This window comes from Streptomyces sp. NPDC002776 (genome assembly GCF_053592195.1).
The window spans coordinates 239,894-253,269 of record NZ_JBSFVG010000003.1 but is presented as its reverse complement, the minus strand read 5'-3'; the positions used below and the strand labels follow the sequence as shown (position 1 = coordinate 253,269).

At 67.3% G+C, this 13,376-nt stretch carries 20 protein-coding genes, 1 tRNA gene and 2 pseudogenes; 6 read left to right on the top strand and 17 right to left on the bottom strand.

Features of this window, described 5'->3' with window-relative positions; genetic code table 11:
- Positions 1 to 11: 11 nt before the first annotated feature.
- From ACWD11_RS08750 to ACWD11_RS08700, 11 genes are all read right to left on the bottom strand, one after another.
- Complete coding sequence (locus ACWD11_RS08750; RefSeq protein WP_451282112.1) at positions 12 to 527, bottom strand: DNA cytosine methyltransferase; 516 nt, start codon at positions 525 to 527, stop codon at positions 12 to 14.
- Positions 527 to 721, bottom strand: coding sequence for a hypothetical protein (locus tag ACWD11_RS08745; protein ID WP_451282110.1), 195 nt, complete (start codon positions 719 to 721; stop codon positions 527 to 529). Before ACWD11_RS08745 ends, ACWD11_RS08750 begins: the two co-directional genes overlap by 1 nt.
- A 5-nt stretch (positions 722 to 726) precedes the next feature.
- Complete coding sequence (locus ACWD11_RS08740; RefSeq protein WP_451282323.1) at positions 727 to 909, bottom strand: hypothetical protein; 183 nt, start codon at positions 907 to 909, stop codon at positions 727 to 729.
- A 94-nt stretch (positions 910 to 1,003) separates the two neighbouring features.
- On the bottom strand, positions 1,004 to 1,303 hold the full coding sequence (locus tag ACWD11_RS08735; RefSeq protein WP_451282108.1) for a SpdD protein: 300 nt from the start codon (positions 1,301 to 1,303) through the stop codon (positions 1,004 to 1,006).
- Between the two features lie 23 nt (positions 1,304 to 1,326).
- Positions 1,327 to 1,482, bottom strand: a complete 156-nt coding sequence (locus tag ACWD11_RS08730) for a hypothetical protein (RefSeq protein ID WP_451282106.1) — start codon at positions 1,480 to 1,482, stop codon at positions 1,327 to 1,329.
- A gap of 12 nt (positions 1,483 to 1,494) precedes the next feature.
- Entirely contained in the window at positions 1,495 to 1,683 is a 189-nt protein-coding gene (locus ACWD11_RS08725; protein WP_451282104.1) for a mobile element transfer protein, read from the bottom strand.
- 18 nt (positions 1,684 to 1,701) lie between these two features.
- Positions 1,702 to 2,370 (bottom strand): DUF2637 domain-containing protein, encoded by a 669-nt coding sequence (locus tag ACWD11_RS08720; RefSeq protein ID WP_451282102.1) that lies wholly within the window; start codon positions 2,368 to 2,370, stop codon positions 1,702 to 1,704.
- Positions 2,371 to 2,449: 79 nt separating this feature from the next.
- Positions 2,450 to 2,641 carry a hypothetical protein gene (locus ACWD11_RS08715; RefSeq protein ID WP_451282100.1) on the bottom strand — a complete coding sequence of 64 codons (192 nt, stop codon included), beginning with the start codon at positions 2,639 to 2,641 and terminating at the stop codon, positions 2,450 to 2,452.
- Complete coding sequence (locus ACWD11_RS08710) at positions 2,638 to 2,856, bottom strand: hypothetical protein (protein WP_451282098.1); 219 nt, start codon at positions 2,854 to 2,856, stop codon at positions 2,638 to 2,640. Before ACWD11_RS08710 ends, ACWD11_RS08715 begins: the two co-directional genes overlap by 4 nt.
- Positions 2,857 to 2,934: 78 nt before the next feature.
- Entirely contained in the window at positions 2,935 to 4,275 is a 1,341-nt protein-coding gene (locus ACWD11_RS08705) for an FtsK/SpoIIIE domain-containing protein (RefSeq protein WP_451282096.1), read from the bottom strand.
- 2 nt (positions 4,276 to 4,277) lie between these two features.
- Positions 4,278 to 4,607 (bottom strand): SCO3933 family regulatory protein, encoded by a 330-nt coding sequence (locus tag ACWD11_RS08700; RefSeq protein ID WP_400118461.1) that lies wholly within the window; start codon positions 4,605 to 4,607, stop codon positions 4,278 to 4,280.
- A gap of 160 nt (positions 4,608 to 4,767) precedes the next feature.
- Here ACWD11_RS08700 and ACWD11_RS08695 point away from each other — a divergent pair, with 160 nt between their 5' ends.
- The 3 genes from ACWD11_RS08695 to ACWD11_RS08685 all read left to right on the top strand — a co-directional run bounded on the left by ACWD11_RS08695 (position 4,768) and on the right by ACWD11_RS08685 (position 7,516).
- Positions 4,768 to 5,562: a GntR family transcriptional regulator gene (locus ACWD11_RS08695; protein ID WP_451282094.1), complete on the top strand. Its 795-nt coding sequence runs from the start codon at positions 4,768 to 4,770 to the stop codon at positions 5,560 to 5,562.
- A complete protein-coding gene (locus ACWD11_RS08690) occupies positions 5,559 to 6,224 on the top strand; it encodes a YdcF family protein (RefSeq protein WP_451282092.1) in 666 nt (221 codons plus the stop codon). Before ACWD11_RS08695 ends, ACWD11_RS08690 begins: the two co-directional genes overlap by 4 nt.
- A gap of 1,052 nt (positions 6,225 to 7,276) precedes the next feature.
- Complete coding sequence (locus tag ACWD11_RS08685; RefSeq protein ID WP_451282090.1) at positions 7,277 to 7,516, top strand: hypothetical protein; 240 nt, start codon at positions 7,277 to 7,279, stop codon at positions 7,514 to 7,516.
- 348 nt (positions 7,517 to 7,864) lie between these two features.
- Here the strand turns inward: ACWD11_RS08685 and ACWD11_RS08680 are convergent, their stop codons facing one another.
- From ACWD11_RS08680 to ACWD11_RS08670, 3 genes are all read right to left on the bottom strand, one after another.
- Positions 7,865 to 8,374, bottom strand: coding sequence for a phosphoribosyltransferase (locus ACWD11_RS08680; RefSeq protein WP_451282088.1), 510 nt, complete (start codon positions 8,372 to 8,374; stop codon positions 7,865 to 7,867).
- A 2-nt stretch (positions 8,375 to 8,376) separates the two neighbouring features.
- The gene (dcd, locus tag ACWD11_RS08675) at positions 8,377 to 8,952 is read right to left on the bottom strand and encodes a dCTP deaminase (protein WP_250077761.1); all 576 of its coding nucleotides are present in this window, start codon (positions 8,950 to 8,952) and stop codon (positions 8,377 to 8,379) included.
- Positions 8,953 to 9,048: 96 nt separating this feature from the next.
- Complete coding sequence (locus ACWD11_RS08670; RefSeq protein WP_389416762.1) at positions 9,049 to 9,231, bottom strand: hypothetical protein; 183 nt, start codon at positions 9,229 to 9,231, stop codon at positions 9,049 to 9,051.
- A 273-nt stretch (positions 9,232 to 9,504) separates the two neighbouring features.
- On the opposite strand from ACWD11_RS08670, the gene ACWD11_RS08665 reads away from it, so the two are divergent.
- Positions 9,505 to 9,578 (top strand) — tRNA-Gly (locus ACWD11_RS08665).
- A gap of 83 nt (positions 9,579 to 9,661) precedes the next feature.
- On the opposite strand, the pseudogene ACWD11_RS08660 reads toward ACWD11_RS08665, so the two are convergent.
- A pseudogene (locus ACWD11_RS08660) lies at positions 9,662 to 9,860 on the bottom strand (tyrosine-type recombinase/integrase); the annotation flags it as partial.
- Between the two features lie 42 nt (positions 9,861 to 9,902).
- The gene (locus ACWD11_RS08655) at positions 9,903 to 10,151 is read right to left on the bottom strand and encodes a hypothetical protein (RefSeq protein ID WP_451282086.1); all 249 of its coding nucleotides are present in this window, start codon (positions 10,149 to 10,151) and stop codon (positions 9,903 to 9,905) included.
- A gap of 129 nt (positions 10,152 to 10,280) precedes the next feature.
- On the opposite strand from ACWD11_RS08655, the gene ACWD11_RS08650 reads away from it, so the two are divergent.
- Entirely contained in the window at positions 10,281 to 10,757 is a 477-nt protein-coding gene (locus ACWD11_RS08650) for a hypothetical protein (RefSeq protein ID WP_451282085.1), read from the top strand.
- Positions 10,758 to 11,047: 290 nt separating this feature from the next.
- Here ACWD11_RS08650 and ACWD11_RS08645 read toward each other — a convergent pair.
- Positions 11,048 to 11,692, bottom strand: a pseudogene (locus tag ACWD11_RS08645) (HTTM domain-containing protein); the annotation flags it as partial.
- 77 nt (positions 11,693 to 11,769) lie between these two features.
- Between ACWD11_RS08645 and ACWD11_RS08640 the strand changes: the two are divergent.
- The gene (locus ACWD11_RS08640) at positions 11,770 to 13,296 is read left to right on the top strand and encodes a GMC oxidoreductase (RefSeq protein ID WP_451282083.1); all 1,527 of its coding nucleotides are present in this window, start codon (positions 11,770 to 11,772) and stop codon (positions 13,294 to 13,296) included.
- Positions 13,297 to 13,376: the final 80 nt, after the last annotated feature.

Sequence of the window (13,376 nt, the reverse complement as noted above, 5' to 3'; positions counted from 1 at the left end):
TGCGGGACGCCTTAGTCGGCCGCGTTGAGTACGCCGGTCCATGCCGAGTAGCCAAGGCCGCGCAGGATGCCCGCGATGTGGGCGAACAGGGGCGCCACGGCGGGGACTTCCTCCAGGGCGATCCAGTCGGGGCGCAGGTCGAGGGCGTAGCGCAGCGGCTCGACGACGAGGAGCGAGCGCGGGTCCGCGCAGGCGGTGCGCAGCGCGGCGCGGGTGTCGCTCCCGCGGGCGATGTCGTCAAGGCCCTGGTGGCACAGGTCCATGTCGTCGTTTCCGGTGCGCAGTCCGGCGGCGCTGAAGGTCTGGCAAGGCGGGGAGGCGATCAGCCCGGCGACCTTTCCGCAGAGCGGTGCGGTGGGGTATGCGGCGACGTCGGCGCGGATTGTGGTGTGCCCGGCGGCGGCGCGGGTGGCGCAGGCGGACGGGTCGATCTCAATCCCGACGTCCCGCAGACCGAGGGCGCGCAGACCTTCCGACCAGCCGCCGGGGCCAGCGAAGAGGTCCAGCGCAGGGAGCGCGGTGTTCATCACTTGCCTCCCATGGCGTGGGCGGGACCGTGGTTGGCGGTGTAGTCGTCGACCAGCGTTTTGACCTGGGCGTCACCCTTGGCGGTGGCGCGGGCACCGCAGTGGCAGACCGCCGATGCGGTGGCGGTGGCGAATGAGGACGGCTTGCTGACGTGCAGGCCGGGGCGGTCCGGGGTCGGGGTGAGGTCAGCCACGGCGGTCACCGCCCGGCGCGGGCGAGCGTGGAGGCGGGGGCGGTGTGGCCGGTGCCCTTGCAGGTCGGGCAGGTCACGCGGAGGGTGGCGCGGGTGCCGTCGGCGTGGCGGGTGCCGGTGGTGATGGCGGCGGTGGCGAAGCCGTCGCAGTGGCGGCAGACGCGCGTGTTCTGGGCGTGCTGGGGCATCATGGGGCTTCCCTTTCGGGTCCGTTGGATCAGGAAGGTGGGAAGGCGCCCGGAGCGGACGAAACTTGGCGGTAGAGGCCGCTCCGGGGGCCGTTCAGTGCTTGTGCAGGTCCTTGATGAGCAGGCGCAGGACGACCGCGACCACGGCGACGGAAACGCCGGTGATGGCGACCGCGAGCAGGAGCGAGACCAGGACCGCGCCGACGACGAGGACCACGGCGCCACCGCCGGCGGCCAGGGCGAGAGCGCTGCCGGGTGTGAGCTGGACGGTGGGCCGGTTCAAGGCCGGAGCGACCGCAACCGACGCGGGTACGGCAAGCGCCTGGGCGTTGGTCACCGGGGCCGATGCGGCGGTCGGGGCGGTGTCCGGGGGCGGGTATTTGGGAGTGAACACGGCTGGTTTCCCTTCGAGTCGGGTTACTTGAGGGCGGTGCCGACGGCAGGCCCGAGGAAGCTGCCGGCGATGAGGTAGCCGCCGACCAGGAGCACGACCACCAGCCACATCGGCGGACGGGCGAGCTTGACGCCGAGCCATCCGACGACGAGCAGGGCGAGCCAGAGCGGTACGTCCATGGCGATCTCCTGTCAGGCCTTGCAGCGGTGTGTGCGGGCGGCGAGTTCGGCGGCGGAGCGGTCGGTGTAGTCGGCGGAGAAGCCACAGCCGGGGGCGGTGCAGGCAGCGGCGTGCTTGTCGCGGCCCCGGCCGTCGTAGTAGGTGGCGACCTCCACAGGTCCGATGCGGATCCGGTCGCGGAAGCGGCGGTAGGCAGTCACGGGCGGTCTCCCTTCTGGTCAGGTGAGCTGGAGTTCGGCGGCGATGGCGTCGGCCATCGGGGCGGGCAGTTGGAGCCGGGCGGTCAGGGCGTCGGCGGGCATCGGGGCCCCGGTGGAGGCCCGGTGGGCGTCTGCGATCTTCCGGGCGTGGTCGAGCAGCGCGGCCGGAACGACAGGGGCGCCGGGCGCGGGCTTGGGCGGGACCGGGGTCAGCTCCGGCACGGTCGCGACAGAGGCCGGGTCGGGGGCGGGTTCGTCGGTTCGGTGCATCTCGACTTCCGGCGACGCCGGTTCGTCCACAGGCTGTGCAGAAGGAGCGGCCGGTTCGGCGGGCGAGTGGACCAGGAGGGTTCCGCCGAGGAAGGCCAGGGCGGGCCAGCCGGCGACGAGGATGCGCAGCCAGGCGGGCACGTTGGCCAGGTCGAGGAGTCCGGCGGTCGCGATGTTCGCGCCGAGCGAGGCGAACAGGGCGATCACGAACCACGTCCAGGCGGAGCGGTCGTAGCGGGCCGTGCGCAGCCGGCGCCAGGCGGCGACAAGGAGCAGGTCGACGCTGACCGGGTAGGCCCATGCCTTCCAGCCGGTCTGTCCGGCGGCCTCGGCAAGGTCGTGCAGGTGGGCGAAGGACAGCGCGCCGGCGATAACGGCTTGTACGAGTACGGCATCCACGCGGATCGAGCGGGACATGCGGGCACCTCCCTTCAAGGGGGGTCGGGCCAGGGGCGGGCGGGGAGCGGTGTCCGGCCGCCCCTGGCCCGGCGGGGGTTCAGTCCGTGGGCGCTTCGCCGGACCCCAGGCAGGCCAGGCACAGGCCGGTCTGCCGGCCGACGGTGCGGCGCTTGCGGCCGACGCGGACGGTGCGGGAGACCTCCCCGGAGCCCTGGCAGATTGGGCACTTCGCGGGCTCCGGATCGGCGGTCACCGGGGCGGGGGTCTTCCGTGTGGCCACGGCGATCACGACTCCAGACGCGGGTAGTCGTGTCCGACGGGCGGGTATGCACCCTCAGCGCGGGCGGCGAACTCGGAGTCCAGGGCGTCACTCACGACCATGACGAAGTGGTCCGTGTCCAGGCCGAGGTGCATGTCGTTCTGCAAGGTTTCGAACAGGAAGCCGAGGCGGTTGGCGTCGTCTCGCTCCTGCGGGGTGAACTCGAACCAGGGCTTGCCGCGCATTGCTGTCCTCCTGTTTTCGGCATGGCGGGGGTAGGGACCTGGCGCGAAGCAGTCGCGCCGACCGTGGTGGAGCGGGTGCTACTCGGTGACCGGGCGGGGCTTGACCAGCGGCGGACCGGCCGCCGACGCGGGGGCGGGCACGTAGGGGCGGAACGGGTCGAGGAACGGCAGATCCGGGACCAGGTGGGCGAACTTCCGGCAGACCGCAACGACTTCGGCACGCGACGTTTCGGGGGTGCGGATCTTCGACCAGCCACCGGAGGAGTCCGCCGCGACAGCGGTTCCGGGGCGGTTCATCGGGATCAGGCTCGCGGCCGGGACCGCGTCCGGGGCCACGTCCGCCAGGCCCATTTCGGCGGTCTGCTTGTCGTTGACGCGGTGCACCACACGGCCGGTGAGCTGAGCGCGGAGCATGGTGGCGCCCTTGCCCAGGTCGGAGCCGAAGCGCTGCCCGCAGATCTCCAGGTAGATGCCGATCGCGCGGGCCATCTGCGCCAGCCGGATCAGCGCGGTGACGATCCGCTCCCGGCGCTCCTCATCCTTCTTCGAGGAGATCAGGAACAGTTCCGCCACCTCGTCGACCAGGACGACCACCGGCACTGGGCGCAGCTCGGAGGGCAGTTCCCACAGATCCGAGACGCCGTTACGGCTCAGCAGGTCGAAGCGGTCTTCCATCTCCGCGACCAGGACGCCGAGCAGTGAGGCGGCATCGTCGGGGTTGGTGACCAGCGCCGACAGGCGGGGCGCGAAGGCGGACTGTTCTACCCCGCGCTTGCAGTCGACACCGACCAGGGCCACCGGCAGTTGCGCCAGTCCCTTGATCAGGTTGCGCTGGTACATGGACTTGCCGGAGTGGTTGGCGCCCAGGGTGAGTGCCATTGGCGCCTTGCGGTAGTCCCGCTCGAACGCTGTCCCGTCCTCCCGCACCGCGACCGGAACGGCCATCCCGTGAGGCACGGCCTTGCGGGGCATCCGCACCCGGCGCAGCACGTCATAGCCGGTCATCCGCAGTTCCACGAAACCAGGCTTCGTCTCCACTACGGTCACCGAGTGGACACCCCAGGCGTGCCGGAGCCGTTCTGAGGATGCGATCACGTCGGCGGGCTCCAGGCCGGCGGGAAGCCGCAGGGTGACCCGCAGTCCGGTCGGCGTGCCGCGTACCCGGCGGATCTTCGGCGGGACCGGCTGAACCTCACGGCGGGCGACGCTGCGGGTCATGAACGCCCGCAGCCCCGACGGGTGCACCGTCAGCCCGCACACGTCCATCGTCGAGCGGTACGAGAAGGTGAACCGACCCCAGGTCATCGGCATCCCGACCAGCGACCAGTACACACGCGGCGCGCGCTCCTTCGCGAAACCGAGACCGCCGGCAACCACCAGGGCTCCCGTGGCCTCCAGCCACATGGACAGGTCGGTCATGGTCAGGCCGCCGGGGTGATCGCGACCGCGCGGAACGAGATCCCGTGCCGCTTCTGGCCGTTGAACTCGTTCTCCCAGTCACGGGCCTTCAGACCGATGACCTTGACCGGCATGCCCGGCACGAGACCCTCGGGGAGACCGGTCTCCGGCACGGTCACCTGGTAGAGATTGCCCTCCCCCTCGTCCGAGACCAGCAGGCCCACGGTCGAAAGGCTCGCGTTGGTCTCCCGGTCCACGGCCCGCTCACCGGTCTTCTTGTTGACCATCTTCGGTTCCGGCGCGGTCGCCACGAACACCACAGCAGTCGAAACGTCGATCTTGAACGACGGCATGAGCACTCCCTGTCTCAAAGCTTTGGCGCAGCCCAAAGAAGGCCTTCCTTCCCGCTGTCCTAGGACTGCGGTGGACTTACGGAGACTGTGGCACGCAGTCCTAGGACTGTCAACAGTCCTGGGACTGTGCTTGACTGGTCTTGTTGAGAGGAGTCATGCAATGGCGCCCAAGTGGCGGGAGCTGGCGAACAAGCTGGCTGAAGAGATCAAGAGGGGTGACTACGCCCCCGGCCAGCAGCTCCCGCAGATCAGGGAGCTGGTTGCGGCGGGCGAGGGCTCCAAGTCCACCGTCCATCAGGCGTACAAGGCTCTTGAAGCCGAGGGCCTGGTGACGTCATCGCGTGGCCACGGAACCGTGGTGCGTGAGCGCGTGCCTCTCAAGCGGCTCGGCATTGCCAGGTACGACAAGGCCAAGTGGCGGGACGGTGACGAGGTCGCCTTCATTGCGGACCGCGTGGCTTCCGGACGGGGATACCGCCGGAACGAACAGACCCAGACGGTTAGCCGCGTCGTAGCACCGCCGGAAGTGGCAGCCGCACACGGGTTGCCGGAAGGCGCCGAGGTCTATGCCCGAGCGAGGCTGGTCAAGGAAGGTGATCAGCCGACGCACACGCTGACCAGCTACTACCGCCCCGAGCACGTCGAAGGCACGCGCCTAGTGGATCCCACGCCAGGGCCTGCCGGCCGAGGCGGCGGGTTCCGCGTGTTGTACGACGCAGGTTACGAGATCGATCACATGAAGGAGCGCTTGTTTGCCCGTGCGGCCACGCCGGACGAGGTGAAGCAGCTCCAACTACCGCCCGGGGAACCGGTCGTCGAGCTGCACCGGACGACCTACACGGCTACTGGCACTGTCGTTGAGTTCGCCATCGGGGTACACGCAGCATCGCGCTTCGCGTGGGAGTACGACTTCAAGGTGCCCGACTCGGCGAAGGACAGGGAAGATCAGCAGTGATCTCGACACAGGATTGGGCAGATGCCCGGCGCGTCTGGGACTACCACCAGATGGGCCACTCGCCCCGGCCATGCTCGGTTGCCATCGGGCTTGGTAGCCACGATCTAGGCGTGGCCGACACGGCCGTGGACCTGTACAAGCGCGGCATGGCTCCCCTGCTCGTCTTCACCGGTGCCACGAGCCTTACGACCCGGGAACGCATGCCCCGCGGTGAAGCCGTCCACTACCGCGAGCGGGCGCTTGAGCTTGGTGTCCCCAGTACGGCGGTCCTCGTGGAACCCCGTGCCCGCAACACGGGTGAGAACATCCGCTTCTCGCGAGAACTGCTGGAGGAGGCAGGCATCGAGGTTGCCTCAGTCCTGCTGATCAGCAAGCCATACGAGGAGAGGCGAGCGTACGCCACGGCACGCAAGCTCTGGCCCGAAGTCGAGGTCGTCAGCGCTTCGACTCCCATGACGCTCGACGAGTACGTGGACTCCATCGGTGACGCCCGTCTCGTGATTGACATGCTGGTCGGGGCGCTTCAGCGACTGATGATCTACCCGGAGCAAGGGTTCATGATCAGCCAGCCGGTACCCGTCGATGTCCTCAAGGCGTACGAGCGCCTAAGCCAAGCCGGCTTCACAAGCCGACTTCTGACCACCGATGCACCTTCGCCCTGACCCAGACGAGACCCGAGCTGTTACAGGTTTCTCTACCTCATCAAGCCCCGGCTGCGCTCCGCTCCGCCGGGCGCGCTTCCCGGCTCCGCTCCGCCGCCGCTCCTGCCTTCGGCCCGCTCCGGCGGGCTGCGCCGACGCGCGCCCACGCGTGGATAGGGCCGTAGCCACGAGTCGATCACCGCACACAACGCCCGCGGGTTAGAACAGTGCCTCCGGCGGGGGATCGGCCGGCACCGGGATGGAGGGGGCTCCGTCCCCGACTGCGGGTCCGTAGGGGCATGCGCTGGAGGCTCCCCCATCCCGTACGCCATCGACCCAGGCAGAGCCGAGCATACGCGGCCCATGGCGTCCAGGTCGTTCGTACAGTGGCGCGCTCCACCTGGACGCCATGGACCACGTCCGCTCCACGGTGTGTGGGTCGACGGCGTACGGGATGGGAGCTGGGGTGGGTTGTGGTTGAGGGACGAAGCTGCATCACGATCGACGTGAATGACTGACGCAGGCCGTCCCCAGAGTCCAAAATGCTTCGATGACTTTGCGAATGACGGAGCCTTACGCAGCCACCGTAGCGGCAGTAGCGCCGGTGATCTTGCTCGTAGCAGCAGTAGAGGTGCAGCAGATAAGCCAGAGGACGAGAGAGCGCAGTGCCGCTATGGCCAGCGCGTACGAACAAGCTAATTTTCGACTGCTTACCCGGAGTTCGACTTTCTCGGCACAAGAATTGCAAGAAGTAACTGAAGAAGTAAGCCGCCTAGAACGCGAACTAGATAATCGATTCTCGGGACTTACTCGCTTCCTCTACTACACCTGGGGGATGACGTCAACGTTGCTATTGTCGATCCTCGCAAGCTGCCTGTGGTGGCTTGCCGACGACTCCCAGGGTGCGGACCCGTTCTGGGCCATTTTCTTCCTCGTCTCCCTCATCTGGGGGGCTTTCGTAGTGGTTAACTTGCCTCTTGTCGCTTGGATCTCGCAAAGTCGCCAGGAGCTTGCGGCAGCCGAGACTTACCGAGATACCGTGCTCAGGGTCGCAAGCGAGTCACAATCAAGCGATGACGCCCGGTAACTTTCGCAGCGAAATCGGGGACTGGATTTGTCGAGGCCGCGTGCGGTTAAGCTTGCGCTGCGTGGATAGCTTCCTGCACGCTCTTGATTGCCTCATCGACAGCACGATCAAGCCGATTAGTCAAATCTCGTTGAGCCGCCACTCTGCTCATGCGCTGATTCTCATCCAGGTATGGAGCGGCTACCAGAATAGACGCATGACCATAGGTGGCCTGAACTACAGCTAGTCTCGACGCTACTCCGTGATTGGACTCCAGCGCGGGCTCAGCCTCAGACAGTCTACGAATTGCGTCTTTAGCTGGCGTGCCGTCCCACCACTCGGCATCTCTATATGATCTGCGCACCTCTTGGACAGCGGCCTTAACCACCAATAGATCACGCAGAACTTCTGCGGATGGGGCGTGGCGGAGAGCTTCACGCCGCCGAGCGTCGCGAAGTGTCTGCTGGCGCTGGTGATAGGCAGCCCACAACCCGGCCGGTCCTCCGAGCGCCCCCACCGCACCACCGACCGCACCTATCCAAGCAGTCAGATCAGCCATCACACCCCCCGGTGAAACCCATTCAGTTACTACTGTTCAGAGCGCTTCCTTGTTCTCCCTCGGCGCCTCGCCAGACTTATGTACTGGAGGCAAAACACTCCACGGGAAGTTGATCCAGTCGTCGGTCCGCTTCCACACGTACTCGCACTTCACGAGGGAGTGGGACTTCTCGTAGACGACGGCGGAGCGGACCTCGGCGACGTGGTCGAGGCAGAAGTCGTGCACCAGCTTGAGCGTCTTGCCGGTGTCGGCGACGTCGTCGGTGATCAGGATCTTCTTGTCGGAGAAGTCGATGGCGTTGGGGACGGGAGCGAGCATGACGGGCATGTCCAGCGTGGTGCCCACTCCGGTGTAGAACTCGACGTTCACCAGGTGGATGTTCTTGCAGTCCAGGGCGTACGCGAGCCCGCCGGCGACGAAGACACCGCCGCGCGCGATGGAGAGGACGATGTCGGGCTCGTAGCCGTCGTCGGCGATGGTCTGCGCGAGCTCGCGGATGGCGACGCCGAACCGCTCGTAGGTGAGGTTCTCCCGTATGCCGCTCATGCTCACACCTGGGTCCGATGGAAGTTCAGGAAGGACCGGGAGGCGGTCGGGCCGCGCTGCCCCTGGTACCGGGATCCGTACCGCTCGCTGCCGTAGGGGAACTCGGCGGGCGAGCTGAGCCGGAACATGCACAGCTGCCCGATCTTCATGCCGGGCCAGAGCTTGATGGGGAGCGTGGCGAGATTGCTCAGCTCCAGCGTGACGTGCCCGGAGAACCCGGGGTCGATGAACCCGGCGGTGGAGTGGGTGACGAGCCCGAGCCGCCCGAGGGAACTCTTCCCCTCCAGCCGCGAGGCGAGATCGTCGGGCAGCGAGATGACCTCGTACGTGGAGGCGAGCACGAACTCGCCGGGATGGAGGATGAACGGCTCGTCGCCCTCGGGCTCCACGAGCCGTGTGAGGTCGGCCTGCTCGATGGAGGGGTCGATGTGCGGGTACCGGTGGTTCTCGAACACCCGGAAGTACCGGTCCAGCCGTACGTCGATGCTGGACGGCTGCACCATGGTCTGGTCGTAGGGATCGATCCGTACCCGCCCGGCGTCGATCTCGGCCCGGATGTCCTTGTCTGAGAGAAGCACGTCCCGAGGATACGCAAGGCGCGCGGACCGACCGAATCGGACGGCACCCGCGCGCCTGCGCCCCAGCTCTGACTTGCCACGGCCTACTGCTGCTCGCTACCGCTTACTACTGCTGACTGCCGGCTCCAACGCCACCGGCACCGGCACGACACTGCGGAGCCGGGCACAACGCGGACACCGGACCAGTCGTCCGGGACCGAGCCGCTCGGCCTGCTGCATCGGGAACGAGGCGGTGCTGAATACGTGCCCATCGGCACAACGGACGACGGTGTGCTCCATCAAGTCCTTCGAGTCCCTTCCCCAAGAGCCGCGCCCGGCTGCTGCCCGCCGGGCGACGAAAGCCCACATTACGGGATGAAAGGGACGGCCCTCCAGGCGGCACTCCGACCCATCCGAACCCACTCCCACACCTCCACCGTACGCCCCAACTCCGGGCGCCCGCAGCCGCATCCCACCCCTGAAGCACAGTCAGACCCCGCGGCCTGAGCACCGGGGGTCTGCCATGAGGTACAGTGAGCGAGCATTCGACACCGACTCCGGTCGGGGTCTTACGCGGGTGTAGTTTAATGGTAGAACATCAGCTTCCCAAGCTGAGAGCGCGAGTTCGATTCTCGTCACCCGCTCCATGCGAAACCCCCAGGTCATCGACCCGGGGGTTCTTTGTTGTCCAGCCCGGTGGGCGGGGCGCGCACCATTAGCTCTCGGTGACCTACTCGCTGTGGTGCGCGGGGTCGCCCCTATGGTGCTTCGCACGCTCGGCGCGAAACAGGTCGTCGCACCTCGCACTGCCGCTCCTCGCCGGAGTGCTGATAGATCAGCGCGGCTTTCCCGGAGGACTGGCCCGCCCTGACCATCGTGTCCTTGAGCGTGGCACCCGAGCGCGTCGAGAGGGTGTGGCAGGTGTGCTTGCTACCGCTCTCGCGAGCAGCCCTCACGTCCAGTCCTATGCGCTAGTTCCTCCGGCGACGCCCCTGCGCATAGGGGCCGTGGCGGTCATGTTCCCGCCATTCCTCGTCATGGGGGTCGCGGTCTTCGCCGCCCGCGTTATCTCCAGGAGTCGGAATGTGCTCCCCCTCGTTGACCTTGGCCAGCAGCGAGGCGAGGGGATCAAGGGGATCATCGCTGAAACGATCGGAGCCGCGCTCGGGCAGCGGACCCGGCTCTGTCCTGTCGTCACGCGCCCGTGATGTACCGCTCATGAGTAACCCCCTCCGACTCACTGAGATGCACTTGAGGTCTTTCCCTCGAAGCCGCTCCCAAGACCGGCCGCGCATGAGCGCAGGTGAGCAGCCCTGTACGGAGCCCTGCGAGGCGCCAAGACAGTTGGCATGCGCGTCGGTGAGGGAAGTCTTCTTGGCATGGACGCATGGGGGACGCTTCTGGCAACCATTACCGGCGCGGCGATTGCTCTGCTGGGACAACACCTGAACAAACGCAGTGAGGCACGCGCCAAGACTGTCGAGCTGCTGATGGATGCTTGCGCCCAAATCGCTGCTTCGAGCGGAGATTTCCTCAACCGCGTCTGGGAAGAGCAAGTACTGAACCTTGAGGGCCGCGTGATCGAGTGGGATCTGGCGAGTCATCGTCTGGCATCCGCACGGCTGCAGATCCTGGCCCACGACGCCGGGCTGCTGCCCGCGCTACGAGAGGTGAACGACGCCGGCCAGGCTCTGGGAGCCTACTGGCGACGGGGAGACACGGAAGAGCCCGAGTACCGAGCCCGGCGAGACCGGTGCCGTGCGGCCATGGACTCGTTCATCGAGCAGAGCAGCCGTGTGATCGGCAAGCGCCTGGAGCGCCCCTGACGGCCCGCTGCACAGCACGTCGGAGTCACGCGTGTACTCGAAGTAGATGAGCGTCATCCACAGGGGTGTGGAAGGGCAGCACAGGGATGCCGTGGGCATCGAAGGGATCGGCGTCGAGATCCCGGTTCGTTCCGCGAGGCCGGCAGCAGGCTGCTAGCGCCTCGTCCGTTTCCAGGAGACGGTCCCAACGAACGCCTCTACTACGCGATCCGGACCGGCACCGCCGACCGCTGGGGTGAGCTGCCGGTACGGCACCTCTCCGGCAACCCATGGCTCGTGGTTTTCCCTTGTCACAGATGTGAGGCCGTTGGCTGGGGCGGCACGAGGGGTTGTTCTGCGCGGGGTGGATCTTCCGCCTTGCTCCTGGCATCCGGTTGCCTGCTCGTGGGTCGGCGGCGGCGGGGCAGGGATTGGTAGAAGCGGTCCGGTAGGAAGGTTGCGTCCGCGATGATCATCGCGGCTGAGAAGAGCGGCAGGCCCATGAGTACGGCGATGCTTGCGTGCATGCCCAACAGCAGCGTCAGGACCGGGTACTTGAGGCGTCCGAACAGGACGAAGGGGAACGCCACCTGCAGCAGCACCGTCAGGTAGCAGGCGATGCTGATCAAGACCTCGTGCTGGTCCACCATGAGCGAGAGTTCGGGCCAGGGGCGGAACAGGTCGAGGTTCAGGACGTAGTGCAGGGCGGTGCCGTTGGCCCAGGTGGCGCCCTGCACCTTGTAGAGGCCCGCGGATCCGTAGAGGAAGCAGACCTGGGCCGCGATGACGAACATGGCGCAGTTGTGGAGTACGGCCGTCAACGTCCGGTGCGTGTATCGGAGCCCGGACGTCGGCGGACTCGTGGTCTTGGTCGTGGCGGCTCGCCGGCGGGTTCTTCTTGCGTCCAGGGACCAGCGTGTGCCGCAGGCAGTGAAGACCAGGTAGATCCGAAGCAGACGTCAGACCGGAAGGAAGAGAACTTTCCCGACGACGTTTCATTGGTAGAACTGGTTCTATTTTTGGCGCCGCCGCATTGGGGGCATTCGAGCTGCCCGCCGCCGCGGCGCTCCCTCTCGAAGAGCAGGTCGACGCTCTCGTCATCGGCACCGGATACGGCGGTTCCGTCACCGCGTTGCGGCTCGCTCAGGCCGGGGTGGACGTCCGCATGGTGGAAATGGGCATGGCCTGGGACACCCCGGGGACGGACGGCAACGTATTCGCCAACACCACCAGCCCGGACCACCGGTCCTTCTGGCTCCGCACCCGGACCAGGCAGCCGCTGAGCAACTTCCTCGGCTTCCCGCTCGACAAGGACGTGCCGCGGTACACGGGGATCCTGGACGCCGAGGACATGGGCGGCATCGTCGTGTACCAGGGGCGGGGCGTCGGCGGCGGGTCGCTCGTCAACGGCGGGATGGCGGTCACGCCGCTGCGCTCCCGTTTCCCCGGAATCCTGCCCTCCGTCGACGTCGCCGAGATGTACGACGTGTACTACCCGCGCGCCAACAGCACCCTCGGCGTCAGCGGCATCGACCCCGCCTGGCTCGAGACCGCGGAGTGCTACGGGTACGCCCGCGTCGGCCGCAAGCACGCGGGACGGTCCGGTTTCCGCTTCCTGTTCGTGCCCAACGTCTACGACTGGGACTACATGAAGCGGGAGGCGGCGGGAGCGGTGCCCAAGTCGGCGCTGGCCGGCGAGATCCTCTACGGCAACAACCACGGCAAGAAGTCCTTGCCGAGGACCTACCTCGCGCAGGCCCGCGCGACCGGCCGGGTGTCCATCTCACCGCTGCACCGGGTCACCGCCGTCACGCCCGCCACCGGCGGCTACGCCGTGACCGTCGAGCAGCTCGACACGGGCGGCGCCGTCATCGCCACCAAGTCGGTACGGGCCCGGCGGGTGTTCTTCGCCGCCGGAAGCGTCGGCACCAGCAAGCTGCTGGTCCGGCTGAAGGCCACGGGCGCACTGCCGCACCTCAACGCCGAGATCGGCAACGGCTGGGGCGAGAACGGCAACGTCATGTGCGGCCGGGCCAACCACCTGTGGGACCCGACCGGCGCGCTGCAGTCGTCGATCCCGACGGCGGGCATCGACAACTGGGCAGCGGGCGGGGCGTTCGCCGAGGTGGCGCCGCTGCCGACGGGCATCGAGACCTGGGCGTCGTTCTATCTGTCGATCACCGACAACCCCCACCGCGGCCGGTTCACCTGGAACGCGGCGGCGGGGAAGGTGGAGCTGAACTGGCAGACGGCGTGGAAGCAGCCGTCGATCACCATGGCGAAGACGATCTTCGACAGGATCAACGCCACCGAGGGCACCATCTACCGCACGGACCTCTTCGGCGCCCACAAGATCTGGGGCGACCATCTCACGTACCACCCGCTCGGTGGCGCGGTCCTCAACCGGGCGACCGACAACTACGGTCGGCTGCACGGCTATGCGGGGCTCTATGTGATGGACGGCGCGCTGATCCCCGGCAACGTCACCGTCAATCCGTTCGTGACCATCACCGCACTCGCCGAACGCAACATCGAGAGGATCATCGCCGAGGATTTCTGAGCCGCCCGTGATCCCGCATGACTGTGGGCCGGGGCCTCCGGGTCCCGGCCCACACCCTTGTCCCCACCCTTGTCCCCCAC

Excerpts from the sequence above, each read along its gene's own strand:
- ACWD11_RS08750 (WP_451282112.1), bottom strand. The coding sequence starts at position 527 with ATGAACACCGCGCTCCCTGCGCTGGACCTCTTCGCTGGCCCCGGCGGC.
- ACWD11_RS08740 (WP_451282323.1), bottom strand. The coding sequence starts at position 909 with ATGCCCCAGCACGCCCAGAACACGCGCGTCTGCCGCCACTGCGACGGC.
- ACWD11_RS08730 (WP_451282106.1), bottom strand. The coding sequence starts at position 1,482 with ATGGACGTACCGCTCTGGCTCGCCCTGCTCGTCGTCGGATGGCTCGGC.
- ACWD11_RS08720 (WP_451282102.1), bottom strand. The coding sequence starts at position 2,370 with ATGTCCCGCTCGATCCGCGTGGATGCCGTACTCGTACAAGCCGTTATC.
- ACWD11_RS08710 (WP_451282098.1), bottom strand. The coding sequence starts at position 2,856 with ATGCGCGGCAAGCCCTGGTTCGAGTTCACCCCGCAGGAGCGAGACGAC.
- ACWD11_RS08705 (WP_451282096.1), bottom strand. The coding sequence starts at position 4,275 with ATGACCGACCTGTCCATGTGGCTGGAGGCCACGGGAGCCCTGGTGGTT.
- ACWD11_RS08700 (WP_400118461.1), bottom strand. The coding sequence starts at position 4,607 with ATGCCGTCGTTCAAGATCGACGTTTCGACTGCTGTGGTGTTCGTGGCG.
- ACWD11_RS08695 (WP_451282094.1), top strand. The coding sequence starts at position 4,768 with ATGGCGCCCAAGTGGCGGGAGCTGGCGAACAAGCTGGCTGAAGAGATC.
- ACWD11_RS08685 (WP_451282090.1), top strand. The coding sequence starts at position 7,277 with ATGACGCCCGGTAACTTTCGCAGCGAAATCGGGGACTGGATTTGTCGA.
- ACWD11_RS08680 (WP_451282088.1), bottom strand. The coding sequence starts at position 8,374 with ATGAGCGGCATACGGGAGAACCTCACCTACGAGCGGTTCGGCGTCGCC.
- ACWD11_RS08670 (WP_389416762.1), bottom strand. The coding sequence starts at position 9,231 with ATGGAGCACACCGTCGTCCGTTGTGCCGATGGGCACGTATTCAGCACC.
- ACWD11_RS08655 (WP_451282086.1), bottom strand. The coding sequence starts at position 10,151 with ATGAGCGGTACATCACGGGCGCGTGACGACAGGACAGAGCCGGGTCCG.
- ACWD11_RS08650 (WP_451282085.1), top strand. The coding sequence starts at position 10,281 with ATGCGCGTCGGTGAGGGAAGTCTTCTTGGCATGGACGCATGGGGGACG.